The sequence below is a fragment of the Paenibacillus shirakamiensis genome, from assembly GCF_017874255.1.
Taxonomy (GTDB): domain Bacteria; phylum Bacillota; class Bacilli; order Paenibacillales; family Paenibacillaceae; genus Fontibacillus; species Fontibacillus shirakamiensis.
On record NZ_JAGGLD010000010.1, the window covers coordinates 48,000 to 63,672 of the forward strand.

A 15,673-nucleotide genomic window follows, 5' to 3' on the forward strand; every position below is an offset into this window, starting at 1 on the left:
TTATGTCTGGATATCGTCCCTTTGCAGAGTTGGGTCAAATCGTTAAAATTCTTAAAGGCAGAGATGCTGGCGGAATTGCAGTTGTTGTTGAGATTGTAGATGAGAAATTTGTCTGCATTGCAGATGGCGACAAACGTAAATTTGATCAGGCCAAGCGAAAAAACATTCAGCATCTGGAATTCATGCAGCATATAAGCAGCGAGGTTGTTCAGAGTTTAAATGAAATGGGTCGGGTAACGAATGGAAAACTGCGTTATGCAGTGAGATCATTTATCCAGTCTAACGATATTAAGCAGACCAGAAAGGAGACTAACTGTGGCTAAAGAAGATGTCATTGAGGTTGAAGGAACGGTACTTGAGCCGCTTCCGAATGCAACTTTTAAAGTAGAGCTTGAGAATGGTCATCAGATTCTTGCTCATGTTTCAGGGAAATTACGGATGCATTTTATTCGTATTTTGACTGGAGATAAAGTAGTTGTTCAGTTATCGCCTTACGATTTGACGAAAGGCCGTATAACTTACCGTAAATAGATTCCATACCGCAAGTAAACACTTTCGTGGTATGATAGCAAAGTTGGAGTTTTTACTTCGTAGAAACTTTTTACTTTGGAGGTGGACTGATTCTGGTCAACCGTATGCTTTCGAATTATGTTTTACTCTGGTAAAACGTTTAGGAGGTAATTGATATGAAGGTAAGACCTTCTGTAAAACCCATTTGCGAAAAATGCAAAGTTATACGCCGTAGAGGCACAGTAATGGTTATTTGCGAAAATCCGAAACACAAACAAAAACAAGGTTAAAGAAGGGGGTGTAGCGTAATGGCTCGTATAGCTGGTGTGGATTTGCCACGTGATAAGCGCGTTGAGATCGCCTTGACTTACATTTTCGGAATCGGTAAAACGACTTCACAGAAAATCTTGAGCACAACAGGCATCAGCCCGAACACTCGAGTTCGGGATTTGACTGAAGATGAAGTAAGCAAACTACGCGAATCGATCGACAAGGAAGTCAAAGTAGAAGGTGACCTTCGTCGTGAAATTTCTTTAAATATTAAACGTCTCATTGATATCGGTTGCTACCGTGGTGTTCGTCACCGTCGTGGATTGCCGGTTCGTGGACAACGTACGAAGACTAATGCCCGTACTCGTAAGGGACCTCGTCGTACTGTAGCTAACAAGAAGAAATAAGAAGGAGGGATAACAGACAATGGCTAAACCAAAAAAAGTCGTACGTACAAAACGTCGTGACCGTAAAAATATTGAATCTGGAGTGGCACACATTCGTTCCACTTTCAACAATACAATCGTTACGATTACGGATCCACACGGAAACGCGATCTCCTGGGCAAGTTCAGGTGGTCAAGGTTTCAAAGGCTCCCGTAAATCGACTCCTTTTGCTGCTCAAATGGCTGCGGAATCCGCTGCTAAAGCTGCAATGGAGCATGGCATGAAATCCGTCGAAGTTATGGTTAAAGGTCCTGGCGCTGGCCGCGAAGCTGCAATCCGCTCGCTTCAAGCTGCAGGACTCGAAGTTAACATGATTAAAGACGTAACTCCAGTGCCACATAACGGATGTCGTCCTCCAAAACGTCGTCGTGTCTAATGAAGTCAACCTCTAATGTGGTATAACCGCATCACAACTTGGTAAGAATGGTTGTTTAGGCATACTACATGATAGACTCACAAAAAGGTGACCGTATCAGAAGAAGCGACGTTTCGAAGGAGGGTATTGCAGTGATAGAAATCGAAAAGCCAAAAATTGAGACCGTAGACGTTAACAGTGAAGGCACCTATGGGAAATTTATAGTGGAACCTCTTGAGCGTGGCTATGGCACAACTCTGGGGAATTCACTTCGCCGGATTTTGCTTAGCTCACTTCCGGGTGCAGCAGTAACCTCGGTTCAAATCGACGGTGTTCTGCATGAGTTCGCTACGATTCCTGGTGTGATGGAAGACGTTACGGAAATCATTCTGAACTTGAAGGCTCTTTCGCTTAAAATTCATTCTGACGAGGAAAAAGTTCTCGAGATTGATGCTGATGGCGATGGAGCAATCACTGCAGGTGATATTCGTGCGGATAGTGACGTGGAGATTCTGAATCCAGAACTTCATATTGCTACTTTGGCACCTGGATCAAGACTCCACATGCGTATCTTTGCCAATCGTGGACGCGGTTATGTTCAAGCAGATAAGAACAAACGTGATGATCAACCGATTGGTGTAATTCCTGTTGATTCTATCTATACTCCAATCTCCCGGGTTAACTATGCTATTGAAAATACACGTGTTGGTCAAGTGACTAACTATGACAAGCTTACGCTTGAAGTATGGACAGATGGTAGTATTAGACCGGAAGAAGCCGTTAGTCTCGGGGCCAAGATTTTGACCGAGCATCTCTATTTGTTCGTGGGTCTCACGGATGAAGCTAAAGATGCTGAGATTATGGTGGAAAAAGAAGAAGACAAAAAAGAAAAAGTACTTGAAATGACGATTGAAGAGCTTGATCTCTCGGTTCGTTCTTATAACTGCCTCAAGCGTGCTGGTATTAATACCGTACAAGAACTCACGACCAAGACTGAAGAAGATATGATGAAGGTTCGTAACTTGGGCCGCAAATCTTTGGAAGAGGTACAAGAGAAACTTGAGGAACTTGGTTTGGGACTACGTACAGAAGAATAGCAGCAATTGTTTAGCAAAGGAGGGTGAAATAAATGGCATATCAAAAATTGGGTCGTGATTCAAGTGCCCGTAAAGCATTGTTCCGCGACTTGGTAACAGATTTGTTCTTGTATGAGCGTATCCAAACTACTGAAGCCAAAGCAAAAGAGGTTCGCTCTATTGCTGAAAGGCTGATCACTAAAGCAAAACGTGGTGACTTGCACGCTCGTCGTCAAGTAGCTGCATTTGTACGCCGTGAATCCGTAGATGGTGAAACCGATGCAATTCAAAAATTGTTTTCGGACATCGCAGTTCGTTACGCTGAGCGTCCAGGCGGATACACTCGTATCCTCAAACTAGGACCTCGTCGTGGTGACGCAGCTCCTATGGTGTATTTGGAGCTTGTAGAGCGCGCTTAGTATTGTTAAGTTATCCGCATGGATAATGAGGAATACTTGCCTTTGATTCGGCTGCAATATATTGCAGCATGAACAAGGGACATGCATAGAGAACTGTGTCTTATACTTAGGTAACAGACACTTCTTAACCCCGTGAGACCTTTGGGTCTACACGGGGTTTGCTCTTCTTGCCTGATGGAGTACACATTGAATTTTACTTGATATTATTTATGTTTCTGCCTATGACTAGGAAAGAGCTTTTATAATATTTCTAATGTCTCTAAATGATGGACTATTTAAGGAGTTAACATGCGAAATGTATGTATGATCGTAAGTTTTGATGGGACCGCTTATTATGGTTTTCAGACGCAGCCTGGGGGCAATACGATTCAAGACCATATAGAAGAGGGGCTCCATGATCTAACCGGAGAAAAACTTAAAGTTTTAGGATCGGGTCGTACGGATGCAGGAGTGCATGCAAGAAGACAGATCTTTAACTTTCATACAGAATCCTTAATTCCTATCGAACGTTGGTGTATGGCTCTCAATGGAAGACTACCCGATGATATAGTAGTTACCCATGCTTTTGAGGTACCTTTGGGTTTTCATGCCAGGCATTCAGCGAAGCAAAAAACGTATAGATATTGTATTAATGCCAATCAGTTCCCTGATCTATTTCAACGTCATACCCAGTTGCATCACCCGGGCAAACTTCATGTTTTAAGCATGCGTGAAGCCCTTACCTCTTTAGTAGGAACACATGATTTCACCTCATTTGCCTCACGGCACTCCACGAAAGTTAATCACGTAAGAACGATCTATCATGCGGAAATTCAATTAGATACCTCCATGTGTAGGCCTGGGGAGCCTCGTGATCAAGGTCTCATCACCTTATATATAACGGGAAATGGATTTCTTCAACATATGGTTCGGATCATTGTAGGTACGCTCTTACAAGTGGGTGAAGGTAAAAAGAAACCTTCTGAACTTCAAACTATTCTCGAGGCTAAAGATCGAGCCAAGGCTGGACCCACTGCTGAGAGTAAGGGGCTTATGCTGTGGGATGTTCTTTATGACTTTACAGAGGAATTCCCCTCTCCTAAGGAACATTCATTATAAACTCATGATCAGGATTGAAACTTCAAAGCTTGGGACACGTAGTAAGTGGCTACAACATCCTAAGGAGGAATTTGTGATGAATTGTCCTGTATGTGATAAGGTCCAGCTAAGAGAAATAGAGAAGAATGGCGTACTGATTGACGTTTGCCCTAGTTGTAAAGGAGTATGGCTTGACCGAGGGGAGCTAGATAAGCTTATGACTCAGGTTAACGAAGCACGCCCTAGTTATAATGCTTGGTATAATGAACAGCAGGATCACTCTAATCAAGACTATTCGAGGAATGTAGAAGATAATTCAAGGAATAGCAATTCCTATTCTTCTGGTTCTAACTATGCAAGACCTAAAAAAAAGAAATCAATGATGGATGTTTTTGGGGATCTTTTCGACTGACCCAATTAATCAACCTGTCTGTCATATGAGATTCAAAATTTCTTTTTGAAAATGGCTTGCATATTGGATGTGTATCCTGTAAAATAAAAGTTGTGTTTTCTTGAAGGCTATCCCACAGCCCCCAATCATGAAAACCATACAAAATGTTTTATTAAGCTTCACTAACTAACGACAAATGAACTCGAACAAGATATATATGATTTACTTCTTGAAGTTTAATCATAGTAACTTAGATTTCGGATAAGAATGAAGGAGGATCTTTTCATGCGTACCACTTATATGGCTAAGCCAAACGAAGTAGAGCGTACTTGGCACATCATCGATGCTGAAGGTAAAACTTTGGGTCGTCTGGCAAGTGAGGCTGCTGCTTTGATCCGCGGCAAACATAAGCCACAATTTACTCCTCACGTTGATACTGGTGATTTCGTTATCGTTATCAATGCTGAGAAAATTCATCTTACAGGTAAGAAAATGCAAAACAAGAAATACTACCGTCACTCCATGTACCAAGGTGGTTTGAAAGTGACCGTTGCTCAAGATTTGCTGAAAACTAAACCTGAGCGCGTTCTGGAATTCGCTATTCATGGCATGCTTCCAAAAACTCGTCAAGGTGACAAAATGAAGCTTAGACTTAAAGCATATGCAGGCACTGAGCATCCACATGCAGCACAAAATCCTGAAGTTTATGAACTTCGCGGATAATTAAAAGGAGGACAGTTTCATGGCACAAGTACAATACTATGGGACAGGTCGTCGTAAACATTCGGTAGCTCGTGTTCGCCTTGTACCGGGTGAAGGACGCATTGTCATCAATAAACGTGATATTAATGAATATTTCGGTTTGGAAACTCTTAAACTGATCGTAAAACAACCTCTTAACCTTACTGAAACTGTAAACAGCTACGATATTATCGTACTTGCTCATGGTGGCGGTAGCTCAGGTCAAGCAGGCGCAATTCGTCACGGTATTTCCCGTGCTCTGCTTAAAGCAGATCCGGATTTCCGTCCAGCTTTGAAAAAAGCAGGATTCTTGACTCGTGACCCACGTATGAAAGAGCGTAAGAAATACGGTCTTAAAGCCGCTCGTCGTGCTCCACAGTTCTCGAAACGTTAAGATTTTCTTATCATCATGCAGTTCAAACCCTTGGCCATATTGGTCAAGGGTTTTTTATGTACATATTAAATTTAAAGTTTTAATTGATAACTTTTTAATCAACTCTAAGCTTTTACAGCAGAAATAATGAAGAACATAGGTCTTCTATTGTCATCTTTCATTAAAGGGTCCTGTTGTAAAATATCTTCCGTTGGCATGGGTTCTTTGACTGCTTTGATCGAGAAGCCAGCTTCAATGACTTGATTTATATAACTAGAGAGGGTCCTGTGATATTTTAATAACACCCTTTGCAAGAAAATGGGTCTCTCGTATCCCCTCTGCCTGATAATGATCTACTGGCCAGTGTAGGCGCTCTCCATGTTCATCGACATACCAATCTTGTTCACTTCGTGCAGTGAACATAGGGTGCTCTACTGAGAAGATAAAATTTCTTCCACGCTTCGTGTACTGATATATTTTGTTGCAGAATGCTTGGAACGAATCAATGTAATGGAAAGCTAGTGAACTAAAAATTAGATCAAACTGGGAATCGGTGAAGTTGATATCTTCAATAGCACTATGAATATACATAATTTTAGGATCAGAAGTCTGCATTTGGGCCTGATGCAACATTTTTTGTGAAATGTCCACACCAATGACTGAGCTCGCATGGTGTTCACTAGCATACCTGCAGTGCCATCCAAACCCACAACCTAAGTCAAGAACACTTTTATTACGTAGGTCTGGAATTAAGGATTTTAGTACAGGCCACTCACCCGCAGCTTCAAGACCATGAATAGATCTAGCCATCTGCTTGTAAGCAGAAAAGAATTCGTCAGTATCATATTTGTTCTGTTTCATAATTATCTTCTTAAAAATGTAATGGAATGATGAGAAATGGAGAACAAGTTGAAGTTATTATAACGAATCGCATAGGCGCCATCAAATTAAAGATTTCAGGTAACTCGGAACTCATAAGTTGTTCGTTGTTCGTTGTTTCGTTATTCGTTTTTTTTGTGCTTTTTTCTTTTGTTCTTTGTTAAATGTTCGTTATTCTTTGCCTTTTTTGTTCGTTATTCTTTGCCTTTTTTGTTCCTTGTTTTTTGTTTCTTGTTTCTTGTTCCCTACTCTTTGATCAGAGACTCTGTCTTGCCCAAAAGCTCGTTAAAGGGTGAAACGCCCTTACTAAACTTAAAACGAACGCATACGTTATGGTATCCCTTAAAAGTAAAGGAGGAGACATTAATGAGTGGTGTTGGTGGTTGTGGTGGCGGTGTTGTAGGAGGATACGGCGGAGGCTGGACTTCGACTGGAGCGATTCTGGTTCTGTTCATCTTGCTTGTTATTATTTCTAGAGCGTTCATTCTTTAGTCCAATAGTATAATGGCACCACCACTCTCGCTTAGGCGAGGGTTACATAAATTTAAGATAGTTCAATTTATTATTTATCTAGACAATCTGCTCGGAACTTTACTAGGCATAGATTACTCGATTAGTACATTGGAGGGATGTATACTGTTATACAATCCACCGAGCTTCACGAAATCATTTAGCATGTCATGGAACTTTAGAATTGCACGAGTTAGTTGCGTCAAAAGCCAATCAATTAACTGGACTCAAGATGAGTATTAACCATGTTACAGATCCTAATCTTCGCAACTTATATCAAGAAGCGATTACCGCTTTAACGCAGAATATTCAGGAGCTACTGCAATATTATCCGCATGCCCCAACTATGAACTGATGCAAGAACGAAGAGGATCATACCGGTTAATATACTGAACAATTAGAATAATGCTATTCAATTACAATACAAAGTGTTTTTAATTTTGTATGAGCGTAACTTATACCCTGCTTATGATTTAGATCAGCTACTTGCAAATGATGTGAGTACTGCACAAAAAGCGTTAAGTCTGAACTAACATTTATAAGCTTAAGCTGATTTGGTTTCTCTAATTAATCTGGAGAAGCCTTTTTTTGGTAAACGGCATTGACATCAACTTGAGAAGATTTATACTATTAACAGTAATTCATATTAGGATAGTTGGACTTTTACACGGTATATCGTTAATTTAATGAAATGGGGGATATTCATGAATTTAATGGAAAAAGAGGAATTGGTTCGTGTAAAGGCAGAAGAGCTGGAGACAGCCTCGCCGCAAGAGATTATTTCTTGGGCTGTGCAGACCTTTCCTAATATTACTTTTGCATGCAGTTTTGGTGCGGAAGATGTCGTTCTCGTGGATATGCTACGCAAAATAAGTACAACTGCGGATGTATTTTACCTCGATACAGATTTTCACTTCAAAGAAACGTATGAGACACGCGATCAGATGGCGGCCCATTACGATCTAGATTTTGTGCGTGTATCCCCTCTCCTCACCCCAGAAGAACAAGCGCAGAATCATGGTCATGAACTATGGCTAAGTGATCCCAATGCATGCTGTAACATTCGTAAAGTTGAACCGCTTACTCGTATTTTATCTCAGTATGATGCATGGATTACAGGGATTCGCCGAGATCAAGCACCTACACGTGCGAACGCTAGAAAGATTGAATATGATTATAAATTCGGACTTATCAAATTTAATCCGATTGCAGACTGGACGAATGATGATGTATGGAATTATATTCGCGATAATCACATTATTTATAACCCACTTCATGATCAAAATTATCCGAGTATTGGCTGTGAATACTGCACACGTCAAGTAATGCCTGGAGAGGATCCACGCGCGGGGCGTTGGGCTGGTAATGATAAGACAGAATGTGGACTTCATAAATAATCTAATATAGGAGACATGGATATGACCGCAATCTTGCCTCATGGAGGCTCTCTCGTTCATCGTGTAATTGAAGGAGCTGAACGTGATACGCTTCTGATAACAGCTCATTCTTTGCCATCACTTACAATTAATAATTGGACGATTTCGGATTTAGACCTAATTGGTGTTGGAGCTTTTTCTCCGCTTATTGGATTCATGAACGAACAAGATTACCACGCTGTAGTTAACCAGATGCGTCTTTCGGATGGTACAGTATGGAGTATCCCTATTACTCTAGCGGTAGAGAAGTCTGAAGCAGATCATCTTTCTATGGGACAGCAAGTGGCACTAAAAGGGGAAGATGACGTAATTTATGGCCTGCTGACCGTGGAGAGTATTTATCATGTAGATCAACATCATGAAGCGTTACAAGTTTTTAAGACCGCTGATCCTAATCATCCTGGTGTTCAAAAGCTCAATGAACGTTCTTCTACTTATGTCGGTGGGCCTATACAAGTACTGAATCGTCCACAACCTGAACGCTTTGGTGAATTTTATTTTGATCCCGCTCATACACGCGAAATGTTTGCGGAGAACGGTTGGAGAACGGTAGTAGGATTTCAGACCCGTAATCCTGTGCATAGGGCTCATGAATATATTCAAAAAACAGCGATGGAGATCGTAGATGCTCTTTTCTTGAATCCGCTAGTTGGTGAGACGAAGTCGGATGACGTTCCAGCAAATGTCCGCATGAAAAGTTATGTAACTTTATTAGAGCATTATTATCCCAAAGATCGTACGTTTTTAGGAGTATTCCCTGCCGCTATGCGGTATGCAGGTCCAAGAGAAGCTATTTTCCATGCGATCGTACGTAAAAATTATGGATGTACCCACTTTATTGTTGGACGAGACCATGCGGGTGTTGGGGATTATTATGGTACATATGAAGCACAAGATATATTCTCCAATTTCACTTCTGATGAGCTCGGAATTGAGCCACTGTTTTTTGAACACAGCTTCTTCTGTAAAACATGCGGTAATATGGCTTCTAGCAAAACCTGCCCGCATCCGAAAGAAGATCATATGACCCTTTCCGGTACAAAAGTTCGGGCCCTACTTAGAGAAGGGATATGTCCACCTCCTGAATTTACACGCCCAGAAGTCGCTCAAATCCTTATCGAAGGTCTGAACGAGCAAGTTACGATATAACGGTATATTTGTCCACCTCGTCCCATATAGATGATTAAGAATCATTTAAGGGGCGGAGGTGCTTTTTTTGTCCAATTCTTCGGATAAAGTTACCGTTTGGATTCATATGAGCCAGATTAAAAAGGCTTTTATAGGACTAGCTTTATTAGCTGTAATTATTGGTGTAGCTCTCTATGAAGTGCCCACTGAGAAAGCTTGGAACTACTGGGCACTTCCATTGGCCGGTCAGGTTATTGCTTTAGACGCTGGACATGGGGGAGTGGACGGAGGTGCGGTGAGCCCACAAGGTCTGATCGAGAAAGATATTAATTTATCTGTGACTCTATATTTAAGGGATTATCTGCAACAAGCCGGGGCAGTTGTCGTGATCACTCGTGAAGACGATCGAGACTTAGCAAGCCCAGACACGAAGAGTTACAAAGAGCGGAAGACAGAAGATCTAAAAAGTAGACTTCGTTTTGTAGAGGAGAAGTCTGCGAAGATGTTTGTAAGTATTCATATGAACAGTTTCCCTTCTGATCGTTGGAGTGGAGCTCAGACCTTCTATCCAGGGCATCAACCGGAAAGTGCACATCTCGCCGACCTAGTACAGCAAGAATTGAAGCGTAATTTAGAGAATACAGATCGTGTAGCTAAAAAAGCGGAGAATGTTTTTTTAATGGATTCGATTAAGATTCCTTCAGTACTGGTGGAAGTGGGGTTTTTATCTCATCCAGAGGAATCAAAATTATTAGGCGATCAGGAGTACCAACGAAAAGTAGCAGCCTCTATCTATAATGGTATTTTACGTTATAGTTCCGGGGAGAGAACAAGCCCATCTGCAGGGAGCATCAGGTAGTGTTATAATAGGGAAGAAAACCCTTTCACACACTATCCCAGAGTTAAAGTCGAGGTGCTACTATTGTTATCTAGAGAACAAGTACAAGCGGCCTTGCGGCCTGTGGCCGAGCCAATAACGAAACAAAGTCTAGTTGAACTCGGGTGGATTCGTGACATTATGGTCAAAGAAGAGCGCATCTCCTTAACCGTTGTTAGTGCGAATCAAGATGAGTCAAGCAAAGCAGAAATTGAAGTTAATGTGCGAAACCTTCTTACAGCAGCAGGCGCTAATAATATTCATATTCGATTTAGAGAAGCTTCGGATCATGAAAAAAACGAATTAGGTCTTACTTCTCCACAGCCTGAACAAGAGCAACCTTTCCGTGGCCGCGGTGAAGGACTGGAGTCGGTAGCTCTTTTAGATCCAGCTTCCCAAGTTAGCTTCATTGCAGTGGCCAGTGGGAAAGGCGGAGTAGGTAAATCTACGGTTACTGTAAATCTAGCTGCTGCGCTTGCTCGTGCGGGTAAGCGAGTAGGTCTAATTGATGCGGATATTTATGGTTTTAGTGTACCGGACATGATGGGAATAGAAGAAATTCCTGTTGTCATTGATGGGTTGATTAAGCCTGTTGAACGTTTTGGTGTAAAAGTAATGTCCATGGGTTTCTTTATTCAAGAGAATAGTCCTGTAATTTGGCGGGGGCCCATGCTCGGTAAGATGTTGCGTCAGTTTTTAGGGGATGTGAATTGGGGAGATTTAGATTATCTTTTACTGGATTTGCCCCCCGGCACAGGAGATATCGCCTTAGATATTCATCAAATGTTGCCGCAAAGTAAAGAGATTATAGTGACCACACCTCATGCTACGGCAGCCTTTGTAGCCGCAAGAGCGGGAGCCATGGCTGTACAGACTAACCATGAAATTTTGGGAGTCGTAGAGAATATGGCGTATTATGAGAGCGCTGGAGGCGAGCGCGATTATGTATTCGGAAGAGGAGGGGGTCCACGGTTGGCGGAGACTCTTCATACAGAACTATTAGCTCAGATTCCACTTGGAGCACCAGACAATCATTTGTCCGAAGCGGATTATTCCCCATCAATTTATAAGGACAACAGCAATGCTGGTCAGATGTATAACGCAATGGCTCAGCAGATCATTGATAAGTGTGAACAAAAAGGCTGACCCTGAGGGTCCAGCCTTTTGTTTTGTAATCATCTTTTTGATTAAAAAGAATTAAGAACCTCCTTGACTACCACCTTCTTTAGATTGACTGTCACCCCCACTACTATCTCCGCTTCCTCCACTACCCCCGCTATCTTGACCCTTTCCTTGAGGCTGCTTTTGAACTTTGGGGACAAGTTGTTCTTGAACTACAGTCTTGAGAAGATCCATAACTTCCATACGAAACAGAGGACTTTGCATAGCTTCTTGCATTACCGTCATTGATTGTTTTCTGTAATCAGGTGTCTTCGTGAGATCTAAGAACATTTTCATGATTTCTGGCGATTTCATAATATCAGCAACGGACTTCTGATACGTAGGGTCTTTAATCAATTGCATTTGTAACTGTTTATTCTGAGTATTAATGGCTTTGGCAAAATCTCCTGCGAATTTAGGATCCGTCATAATTTTTTCAAGTTCTGATTTATATTCCGGTGAAGTTAACGTGTCTTTAACTGCTACGCGGACCTGCTCGGTAGTCTGAGGAGCAAGTAACATTTTTACGCCCATAGAGCCACCTGAACTTGATTTGGAATCACTACCAGAGCCACCAGATTCGGAGTCCCCACCGCCACTGTCTCCCTCACTACTACTGCTATCTGAGCCACTGGAACTTAGGGACTGCATAATGGCCTTCTTGCCATCTTCACTCTTGAGTATATCGAGAATCATAGTCTTAGTCTCTTTGTATCCGCCGCCTTCTCCCTGAGAGGAAGAAGCGCTTTGTTGTTCGGAGCCGCATGCTGTTAACAGCAAGAGGAAAGAACAGATCATACATAAATATGAGTAATTTCTTTTCCAATTCATTCGGTCCATCCTCCTTAAGTCATCTCATGCGGTTAGTATGTGAACCTTAAAAAGGATTTATGTTGGGAAAGGAATGGTTTTTTAGCCAGAAGGTTGGTAAAATGTTCGGGTGGGGGGATGAAGGTTGAATTTAAAACGATGGGCGTTTTTATTTGGGTCAACACTTCTAGTGGGAGCAGTATTTGCACTGATCTCAGGAGGCGTAATGCAGTTTAGTGACACGATTGTATTCAAGGGAACACAGGACTTTTTTATGAATCTTCTGTTGCTTGCGGGGACAGGCATTATGGTGAGTGTATATGCTCAGTTAGGTTTCTTTGCTTATTTAATGCTGAATTATATGGCGGCAGGGGTTTTTTCTCAAAAGACGTGGGAATACATTCAAATTGTTTTGACTGCGCTTGCATTAATGGAATTAATGTTCTTCCGTTCTTTTGTAGATGGAAGCAACAAAGGATACTCTGATCTTATTCTGGCTTTGATTATTCTGGTTGTTGCCATAGGAGTCGCTTATTTCAAGGTTAAGGCAACGAATGCGTCGGCTTGGATACCCACATTGTTCTTTATGATTGCTGGGGCAATTGTAGAAATTGTAGGGGTACTAAGAATTCAGGACAATAACGCTACGATTTTAATTGCGGTTCCTCTAATCGCATGTAACGCATTCCAAATGATGCAATTACATCGATTAGTTCGCAAAACAAATGTTAAGAATGCAATAGATGCTTAGGTCAATTTGAAACCCATAAGTCGAGAAAAAGAACCTCTGCATTAAAGCGGAGGTCCTTTTTTGTAAATGATACATTCTATAATCCAGCAGCGTTTTCAAATTGTTTTTGTATCCATGCTTGATCGCGTACTTCAGATCCCTTAACAGCAGATTGGTTCAAAAGTTCGGATACTGTTACGAATTCATAACCTTTTTTACGCAACTCGTCAATGATGATGGGTAGAGCTTCGTGCGTTTGTTTACTGGAATCACTCGCATGTAGCAAAACAATATCTCCTGGGTGAGACTTGCTAACTACGCGATTAACAATGTTGTCTACTCCTTTATTTAGCCAATCTTGAGAGTCTGTGTCCCATTGAATGACTTTGTAGCCAAGGCTATCTGCCACTTTAAGAACTTTCTTATCGAAGTCTCCATTAGGTAGTCGAAGCAAATTGGGTTCTTTTCCAGTAAGGTCGGTTAAAATAGAATGGGCACTCTTCAACTGTTCTTTGATCTCTTCTTCCGTAAGGGTGCTGTAATTTACATGTTTGTGACCGTGACTGCCGATTTCAAATCCTTGAGTTTGAATATCCTTTACTACATCCGGATGTGTTTTACTCCAAGGCGAAGAGAGGAAGAAGGTCGCATTTTTCACGCCTTTATCTTTGAGTACCTGAAGAATAGGTTCCGTACGTTTATCTCCCCAGCTAATATCAAAGGTGAGCGCAATCACCTTTTTATCCGTAGCAACACTGTACACGGCTGAGGGATTGCCTTCTGAGAATACACTGATATGATCGCTCTCTACATAAATAATACCGGCAGCAAACATAGCGGCCGCGAACACAAAAAAGAACCGCTTTATTTTCTTCCCATTTAAGACATAGAAGAAATTGTTCATGCTTTTGTTAACCCCTCTCACTTCAGAATGTTGAATTTGGCCCAAGCCTTAAATGACTTTAGTACAATCTATGCTCGTACCGGAACATTATTACTGCCTTGTATAATTAAAGTATGCTTTCACTAATTAAGGAGGATAAAGTATGCTCTCACTAAAACAATTCTTAAAGGACCTTGGGCAGTTAAAGCAGGCGTTGCTTTTTTCCGTTTTACTATTTGCGGCAGGTATAGTCCTAGGTACGGTTAATGCGGAATCCATCCAAAATTTCGTCGCTCCACAATTAAAAGATCTAACTGCTGCAAAGGATATGCTGTCGCAATCTCGGATACCCGAGCTAAGTTTTTTTATATTTATTTTCTTTAACAATGCAATTAAGGCCGTACTCATCATTTATGCGGGAATCCTTCTTGGCATCTTACCTGCGATCTTTTTAATGATGAATGGTTTAATCTTGGGGTATTTCATTGTGCTTCAGGCTTCACGGGGTCAGAGTATTAGTGACTTAATTTTTGTGGGCTTATTACCTCATGGTATTATTGAGATACCTGCTATAATCATCGCCTGTGCATACGGAATGAAGTTCGGCAGATTAGTTCTCAAGAAGATAGTTAATATATTTTCGAAAAACCGCAGTGATTCGCGAGTGGAATGGAAAACATTCATGAAAACAAGTATTAGAGCTTCGTTTTGGATTGTAATTTTGCTCTTTATTGCAGCAATTATTGAAAGTACGCTAACATACCACTTGGTACAATCTTTAAAATAAGAGGATGCATTCATATTTTTGCCAAAACTTGTGCATAACAATAAAGCGGTTCCTCAGTGCGATACAACTTATAAGAGACGCACCCTATTAACGGCAAAAATTGATCCTAATATTAAAGGGGCTGTACAGAATGCTAGGCATGTTGTTCAACGATAAAGAATGCAAAGAATTAGATTACGTCTTACGCAAAGAGCTGGATGAGATGTTATTGGATATGGGAGATACACGTCTCGATCATGAGATAAGACAAGCTATCTCCAATAGATATAAGACTGTTTTTCGTATGTATGCGCGTTTTGCACCTACCAAGGAATTGTCTAGATATGCTCCTAAGGGCCGATTTCCTCAAGCCAAACATTAAAATTAAAATAAGTGTTGACTTGGTTGCTAGATATATGATAAATTATTTCTCGTTCCGCTTTTTGGGCGGAGCGGGAAGTAAAGCCAACAACAATATAATGAAGTTGAAAAACTTTAAAAAAAGTTGTTGCAAAGCAGTATCAACATGTGTTATATTATATTGGTCGCCGCTGAGACGCGGTGATGAACAAAAGCGAGAAATTGATCTTTGAAAACTGAACAACGAGTGAGTAAAACACATGAACAAGAGACGACTTCGGTCGGATCGACATTCATTTTAAGAGAAGCAATTTCTCGTCAGTTTCAAAATGAGCAACTCAAACACCTGATTAAAAGACCTTCTCTTCTGGAGAAGAGCATTTAATCCTTAATGGAGAGTTTGATCCTGGCTCAGGACGAACGCTGGCGGCATGCCTAATACATGCAAGTCGAGCGGAGTTTAATTCGAAGCTTG

22 protein-coding genes, 1 rRNA gene and 2 pseudogenes are annotated in these 15,673 nt (G+C 41.3%); 22 read left to right on the plus strand and 3 right to left on the minus strand.

Translation table 11 applies throughout. The features are described 5' to 3' along the window. Nucleotides 1–2 precede the first annotated feature (2 nt). From J2Z69_RS18350 to rpsI, 11 genes and pseudogenes are all read left to right on the plus strand, one after another. Nucleotides 3–313: pseudogene (locus tag J2Z69_RS18350) on the plus strand (KOW motif-containing protein). A 2-nt stretch (nucleotides 314–315) separates the two neighbouring features. Next, a complete protein-coding gene (gene infA, locus J2Z69_RS18355; protein WP_017692098.1) occupies nucleotides 316–531 on the plus strand; it encodes a translation initiation factor IF-1 in 216 nt (71 codons plus the stop codon). A 155-nt stretch (nucleotides 532–686) separates the two neighbouring features. Continuing rightward, the gene (gene rpmJ / locus J2Z69_RS18360; protein ID WP_007203526.1) at nucleotides 687–800 is read left to right on the plus strand and encodes a 50S ribosomal protein L36; all 114 of its coding nucleotides are present in this window, start codon (nucleotides 687–689) and stop codon (nucleotides 798–800) included. 18 nt (nucleotides 801–818) lie between these two features. Beyond that, entirely contained in the window at nucleotides 819–1,187 is a 369-nt protein-coding gene (gene rpsM / locus J2Z69_RS18365) for a 30S ribosomal protein S13 (RefSeq protein ID WP_209866092.1), read from the plus strand. A gap of 19 nt (nucleotides 1,188–1,206) precedes the next feature. After that, nucleotides 1,207–1,602 (plus strand): 30S ribosomal protein S11, encoded by a 396-nt coding sequence (gene rpsK, locus J2Z69_RS18370; RefSeq protein WP_209866094.1) that lies wholly within the window; start codon nucleotides 1,207–1,209, stop codon nucleotides 1,600–1,602. A gap of 131 nt (nucleotides 1,603–1,733) precedes the next feature. Next, nucleotides 1,734–2,678: a DNA-directed RNA polymerase subunit alpha gene (locus J2Z69_RS18375; protein ID WP_209866095.1), complete on the plus strand. Its 945-nt coding sequence runs from the start codon at nucleotides 1,734–1,736 to the stop codon at nucleotides 2,676–2,678. A gap of 32 nt (nucleotides 2,679–2,710) precedes the next feature. After that, entirely contained in the window at nucleotides 2,711–3,076 is a 366-nt protein-coding gene (gene rplQ / locus J2Z69_RS18380) for a 50S ribosomal protein L17 (protein WP_209866098.1), read from the plus strand. Nucleotides 3,077–3,364: 288 nt separating this feature from the next. Continuing rightward, nucleotides 3,365–4,174, plus strand: coding sequence for a tRNA pseudouridine(38-40) synthase TruA (gene truA / locus J2Z69_RS18385; protein ID WP_209866100.1), 810 nt, complete (start codon nucleotides 3,365–3,367; stop codon nucleotides 4,172–4,174). Nucleotides 4,175–4,250: 76 nt separating this feature from the next. Beyond that, a complete protein-coding gene (locus tag J2Z69_RS18390) occupies nucleotides 4,251–4,565 on the plus strand; it encodes a TFIIB-type zinc ribbon-containing protein (RefSeq protein ID WP_209866104.1) in 315 nt (104 codons plus the stop codon). A 264-nt stretch (nucleotides 4,566–4,829) separates the two neighbouring features. Continuing rightward, on the plus strand, nucleotides 4,830–5,267 hold the full coding sequence (rplM, locus tag J2Z69_RS18395; protein ID WP_209866106.1) for a 50S ribosomal protein L13: 438 nt from the start codon (nucleotides 4,830–4,832) through the stop codon (nucleotides 5,265–5,267). A 19-nt stretch (nucleotides 5,268–5,286) separates the two neighbouring features. Further along, nucleotides 5,287–5,679 carry a 30S ribosomal protein S9 gene (gene rpsI / locus J2Z69_RS18400; protein WP_209866109.1) on the plus strand — a complete coding sequence of 131 codons (393 nt, stop codon included), beginning with the start codon at nucleotides 5,287–5,289 and terminating at the stop codon, nucleotides 5,677–5,679. Nucleotides 5,680–5,783: 104 nt separating this feature from the next. Here rpsI and J2Z69_RS18405 read toward each other — a convergent pair. Beyond that, nucleotides 5,784–6,519: pseudogene (locus J2Z69_RS18405) on the minus strand (class I SAM-dependent methyltransferase). Between the two features lie 384 nt (nucleotides 6,520–6,903). Between J2Z69_RS18405 and J2Z69_RS19355 the strand changes: the two are divergent. From J2Z69_RS19355 to J2Z69_RS18430, 6 genes are all read left to right on the plus strand, one after another. After that, a complete protein-coding gene (locus J2Z69_RS19355; protein WP_281069424.1) occupies nucleotides 6,904–7,029 on the plus strand; it encodes a hypothetical protein in 126 nt (41 codons plus the stop codon). A 202-nt stretch (nucleotides 7,030–7,231) separates the two neighbouring features. Further along, entirely contained in the window at nucleotides 7,232–7,402 is a 171-nt protein-coding gene (locus J2Z69_RS19495) for a hypothetical protein (protein WP_425355025.1), read from the plus strand. A gap of 349 nt (nucleotides 7,403–7,751) precedes the next feature. Further along, the gene (locus tag J2Z69_RS18415) at nucleotides 7,752–8,444 is read left to right on the plus strand and encodes a phosphoadenylyl-sulfate reductase (RefSeq protein ID WP_209866111.1); all 693 of its coding nucleotides are present in this window, start codon (nucleotides 7,752–7,754) and stop codon (nucleotides 8,442–8,444) included. A gap of 21 nt (nucleotides 8,445–8,465) precedes the next feature. Then, on the plus strand, nucleotides 8,466–9,632 hold the full coding sequence (gene sat / locus J2Z69_RS18420) for a sulfate adenylyltransferase (protein ID WP_209866114.1): 1,167 nt from the start codon (nucleotides 8,466–8,468) through the stop codon (nucleotides 9,630–9,632). Nucleotides 9,633–9,738: 106 nt separating this feature from the next. After that, nucleotides 9,739–10,470, plus strand: a complete 732-nt coding sequence (gene cwlD / locus J2Z69_RS18425; RefSeq protein WP_209866138.1) for an N-acetylmuramoyl-L-alanine amidase CwlD — start codon at nucleotides 9,739–9,741, stop codon at nucleotides 10,468–10,470. A 63-nt stretch (nucleotides 10,471–10,533) separates the two neighbouring features. Continuing rightward, entirely contained in the window at nucleotides 10,534–11,634 is a 1,101-nt protein-coding gene (locus tag J2Z69_RS18430; RefSeq protein ID WP_209866117.1) for an Mrp/NBP35 family ATP-binding protein, read from the plus strand. Between the two features lie 51 nt (nucleotides 11,635–11,685). Here the strand turns inward: J2Z69_RS18430 and gerD are convergent, their stop codons facing one another. Beyond that, nucleotides 11,686–12,480 carry a spore germination lipoprotein GerD gene (gerD, locus tag J2Z69_RS18435; protein ID WP_209866120.1) on the minus strand — a complete coding sequence of 265 codons (795 nt, stop codon included), beginning with the start codon at nucleotides 12,478–12,480 and terminating at the stop codon, nucleotides 11,686–11,688. Between the two features lie 124 nt (nucleotides 12,481–12,604). On the opposite strand from gerD, the gene J2Z69_RS18440 reads away from it, so the two are divergent. After that, nucleotides 12,605–13,210, plus strand: a complete 606-nt coding sequence (locus J2Z69_RS18440; RefSeq protein WP_209866124.1) for a KinB-signaling pathway activation protein — start codon at nucleotides 12,605–12,607, stop codon at nucleotides 13,208–13,210. A 76-nt stretch (nucleotides 13,211–13,286) separates the two neighbouring features. On the opposite strand, the gene pdaB is transcribed toward J2Z69_RS18440, so the two are convergent. Continuing rightward, nucleotides 13,287–14,093 (minus strand): polysaccharide deacetylase family sporulation protein PdaB, encoded by an 807-nt coding sequence (gene pdaB / locus J2Z69_RS18445; RefSeq protein WP_209866127.1) that lies wholly within the window; start codon nucleotides 14,091–14,093, stop codon nucleotides 13,287–13,289. A 142-nt stretch (nucleotides 14,094–14,235) separates the two neighbouring features. Between pdaB and J2Z69_RS18450 the strand changes: the two genes are divergently transcribed. From J2Z69_RS18450 to J2Z69_RS18465, 4 genes are all read left to right on the plus strand, one after another. Next, on the plus strand, nucleotides 14,236–14,859 hold the full coding sequence (locus J2Z69_RS18450; protein ID WP_209866130.1) for a stage II sporulation protein M: 624 nt from the start codon (nucleotides 14,236–14,238) through the stop codon (nucleotides 14,857–14,859). 130 nt (nucleotides 14,860–14,989) lie between these two features. After that, on the plus strand, nucleotides 14,990–15,220 hold the full coding sequence (locus J2Z69_RS18455) for a hypothetical protein (RefSeq protein ID WP_209866133.1): 231 nt from the start codon (nucleotides 14,990–14,992) through the stop codon (nucleotides 15,218–15,220). A gap of 207 nt (nucleotides 15,221–15,427) precedes the next feature. Then, the gene (locus J2Z69_RS18460) at nucleotides 15,428–15,583 is read left to right on the plus strand and encodes a hypothetical protein (protein WP_209866135.1); all 156 of its coding nucleotides are present in this window, start codon (nucleotides 15,428–15,430) and stop codon (nucleotides 15,581–15,583) included. Between the two features lie 3 nt (nucleotides 15,584–15,586). Continuing rightward, nucleotides 15,587–15,673, plus strand: a 16S ribosomal RNA gene (locus tag J2Z69_RS18465); the annotation flags it as partial.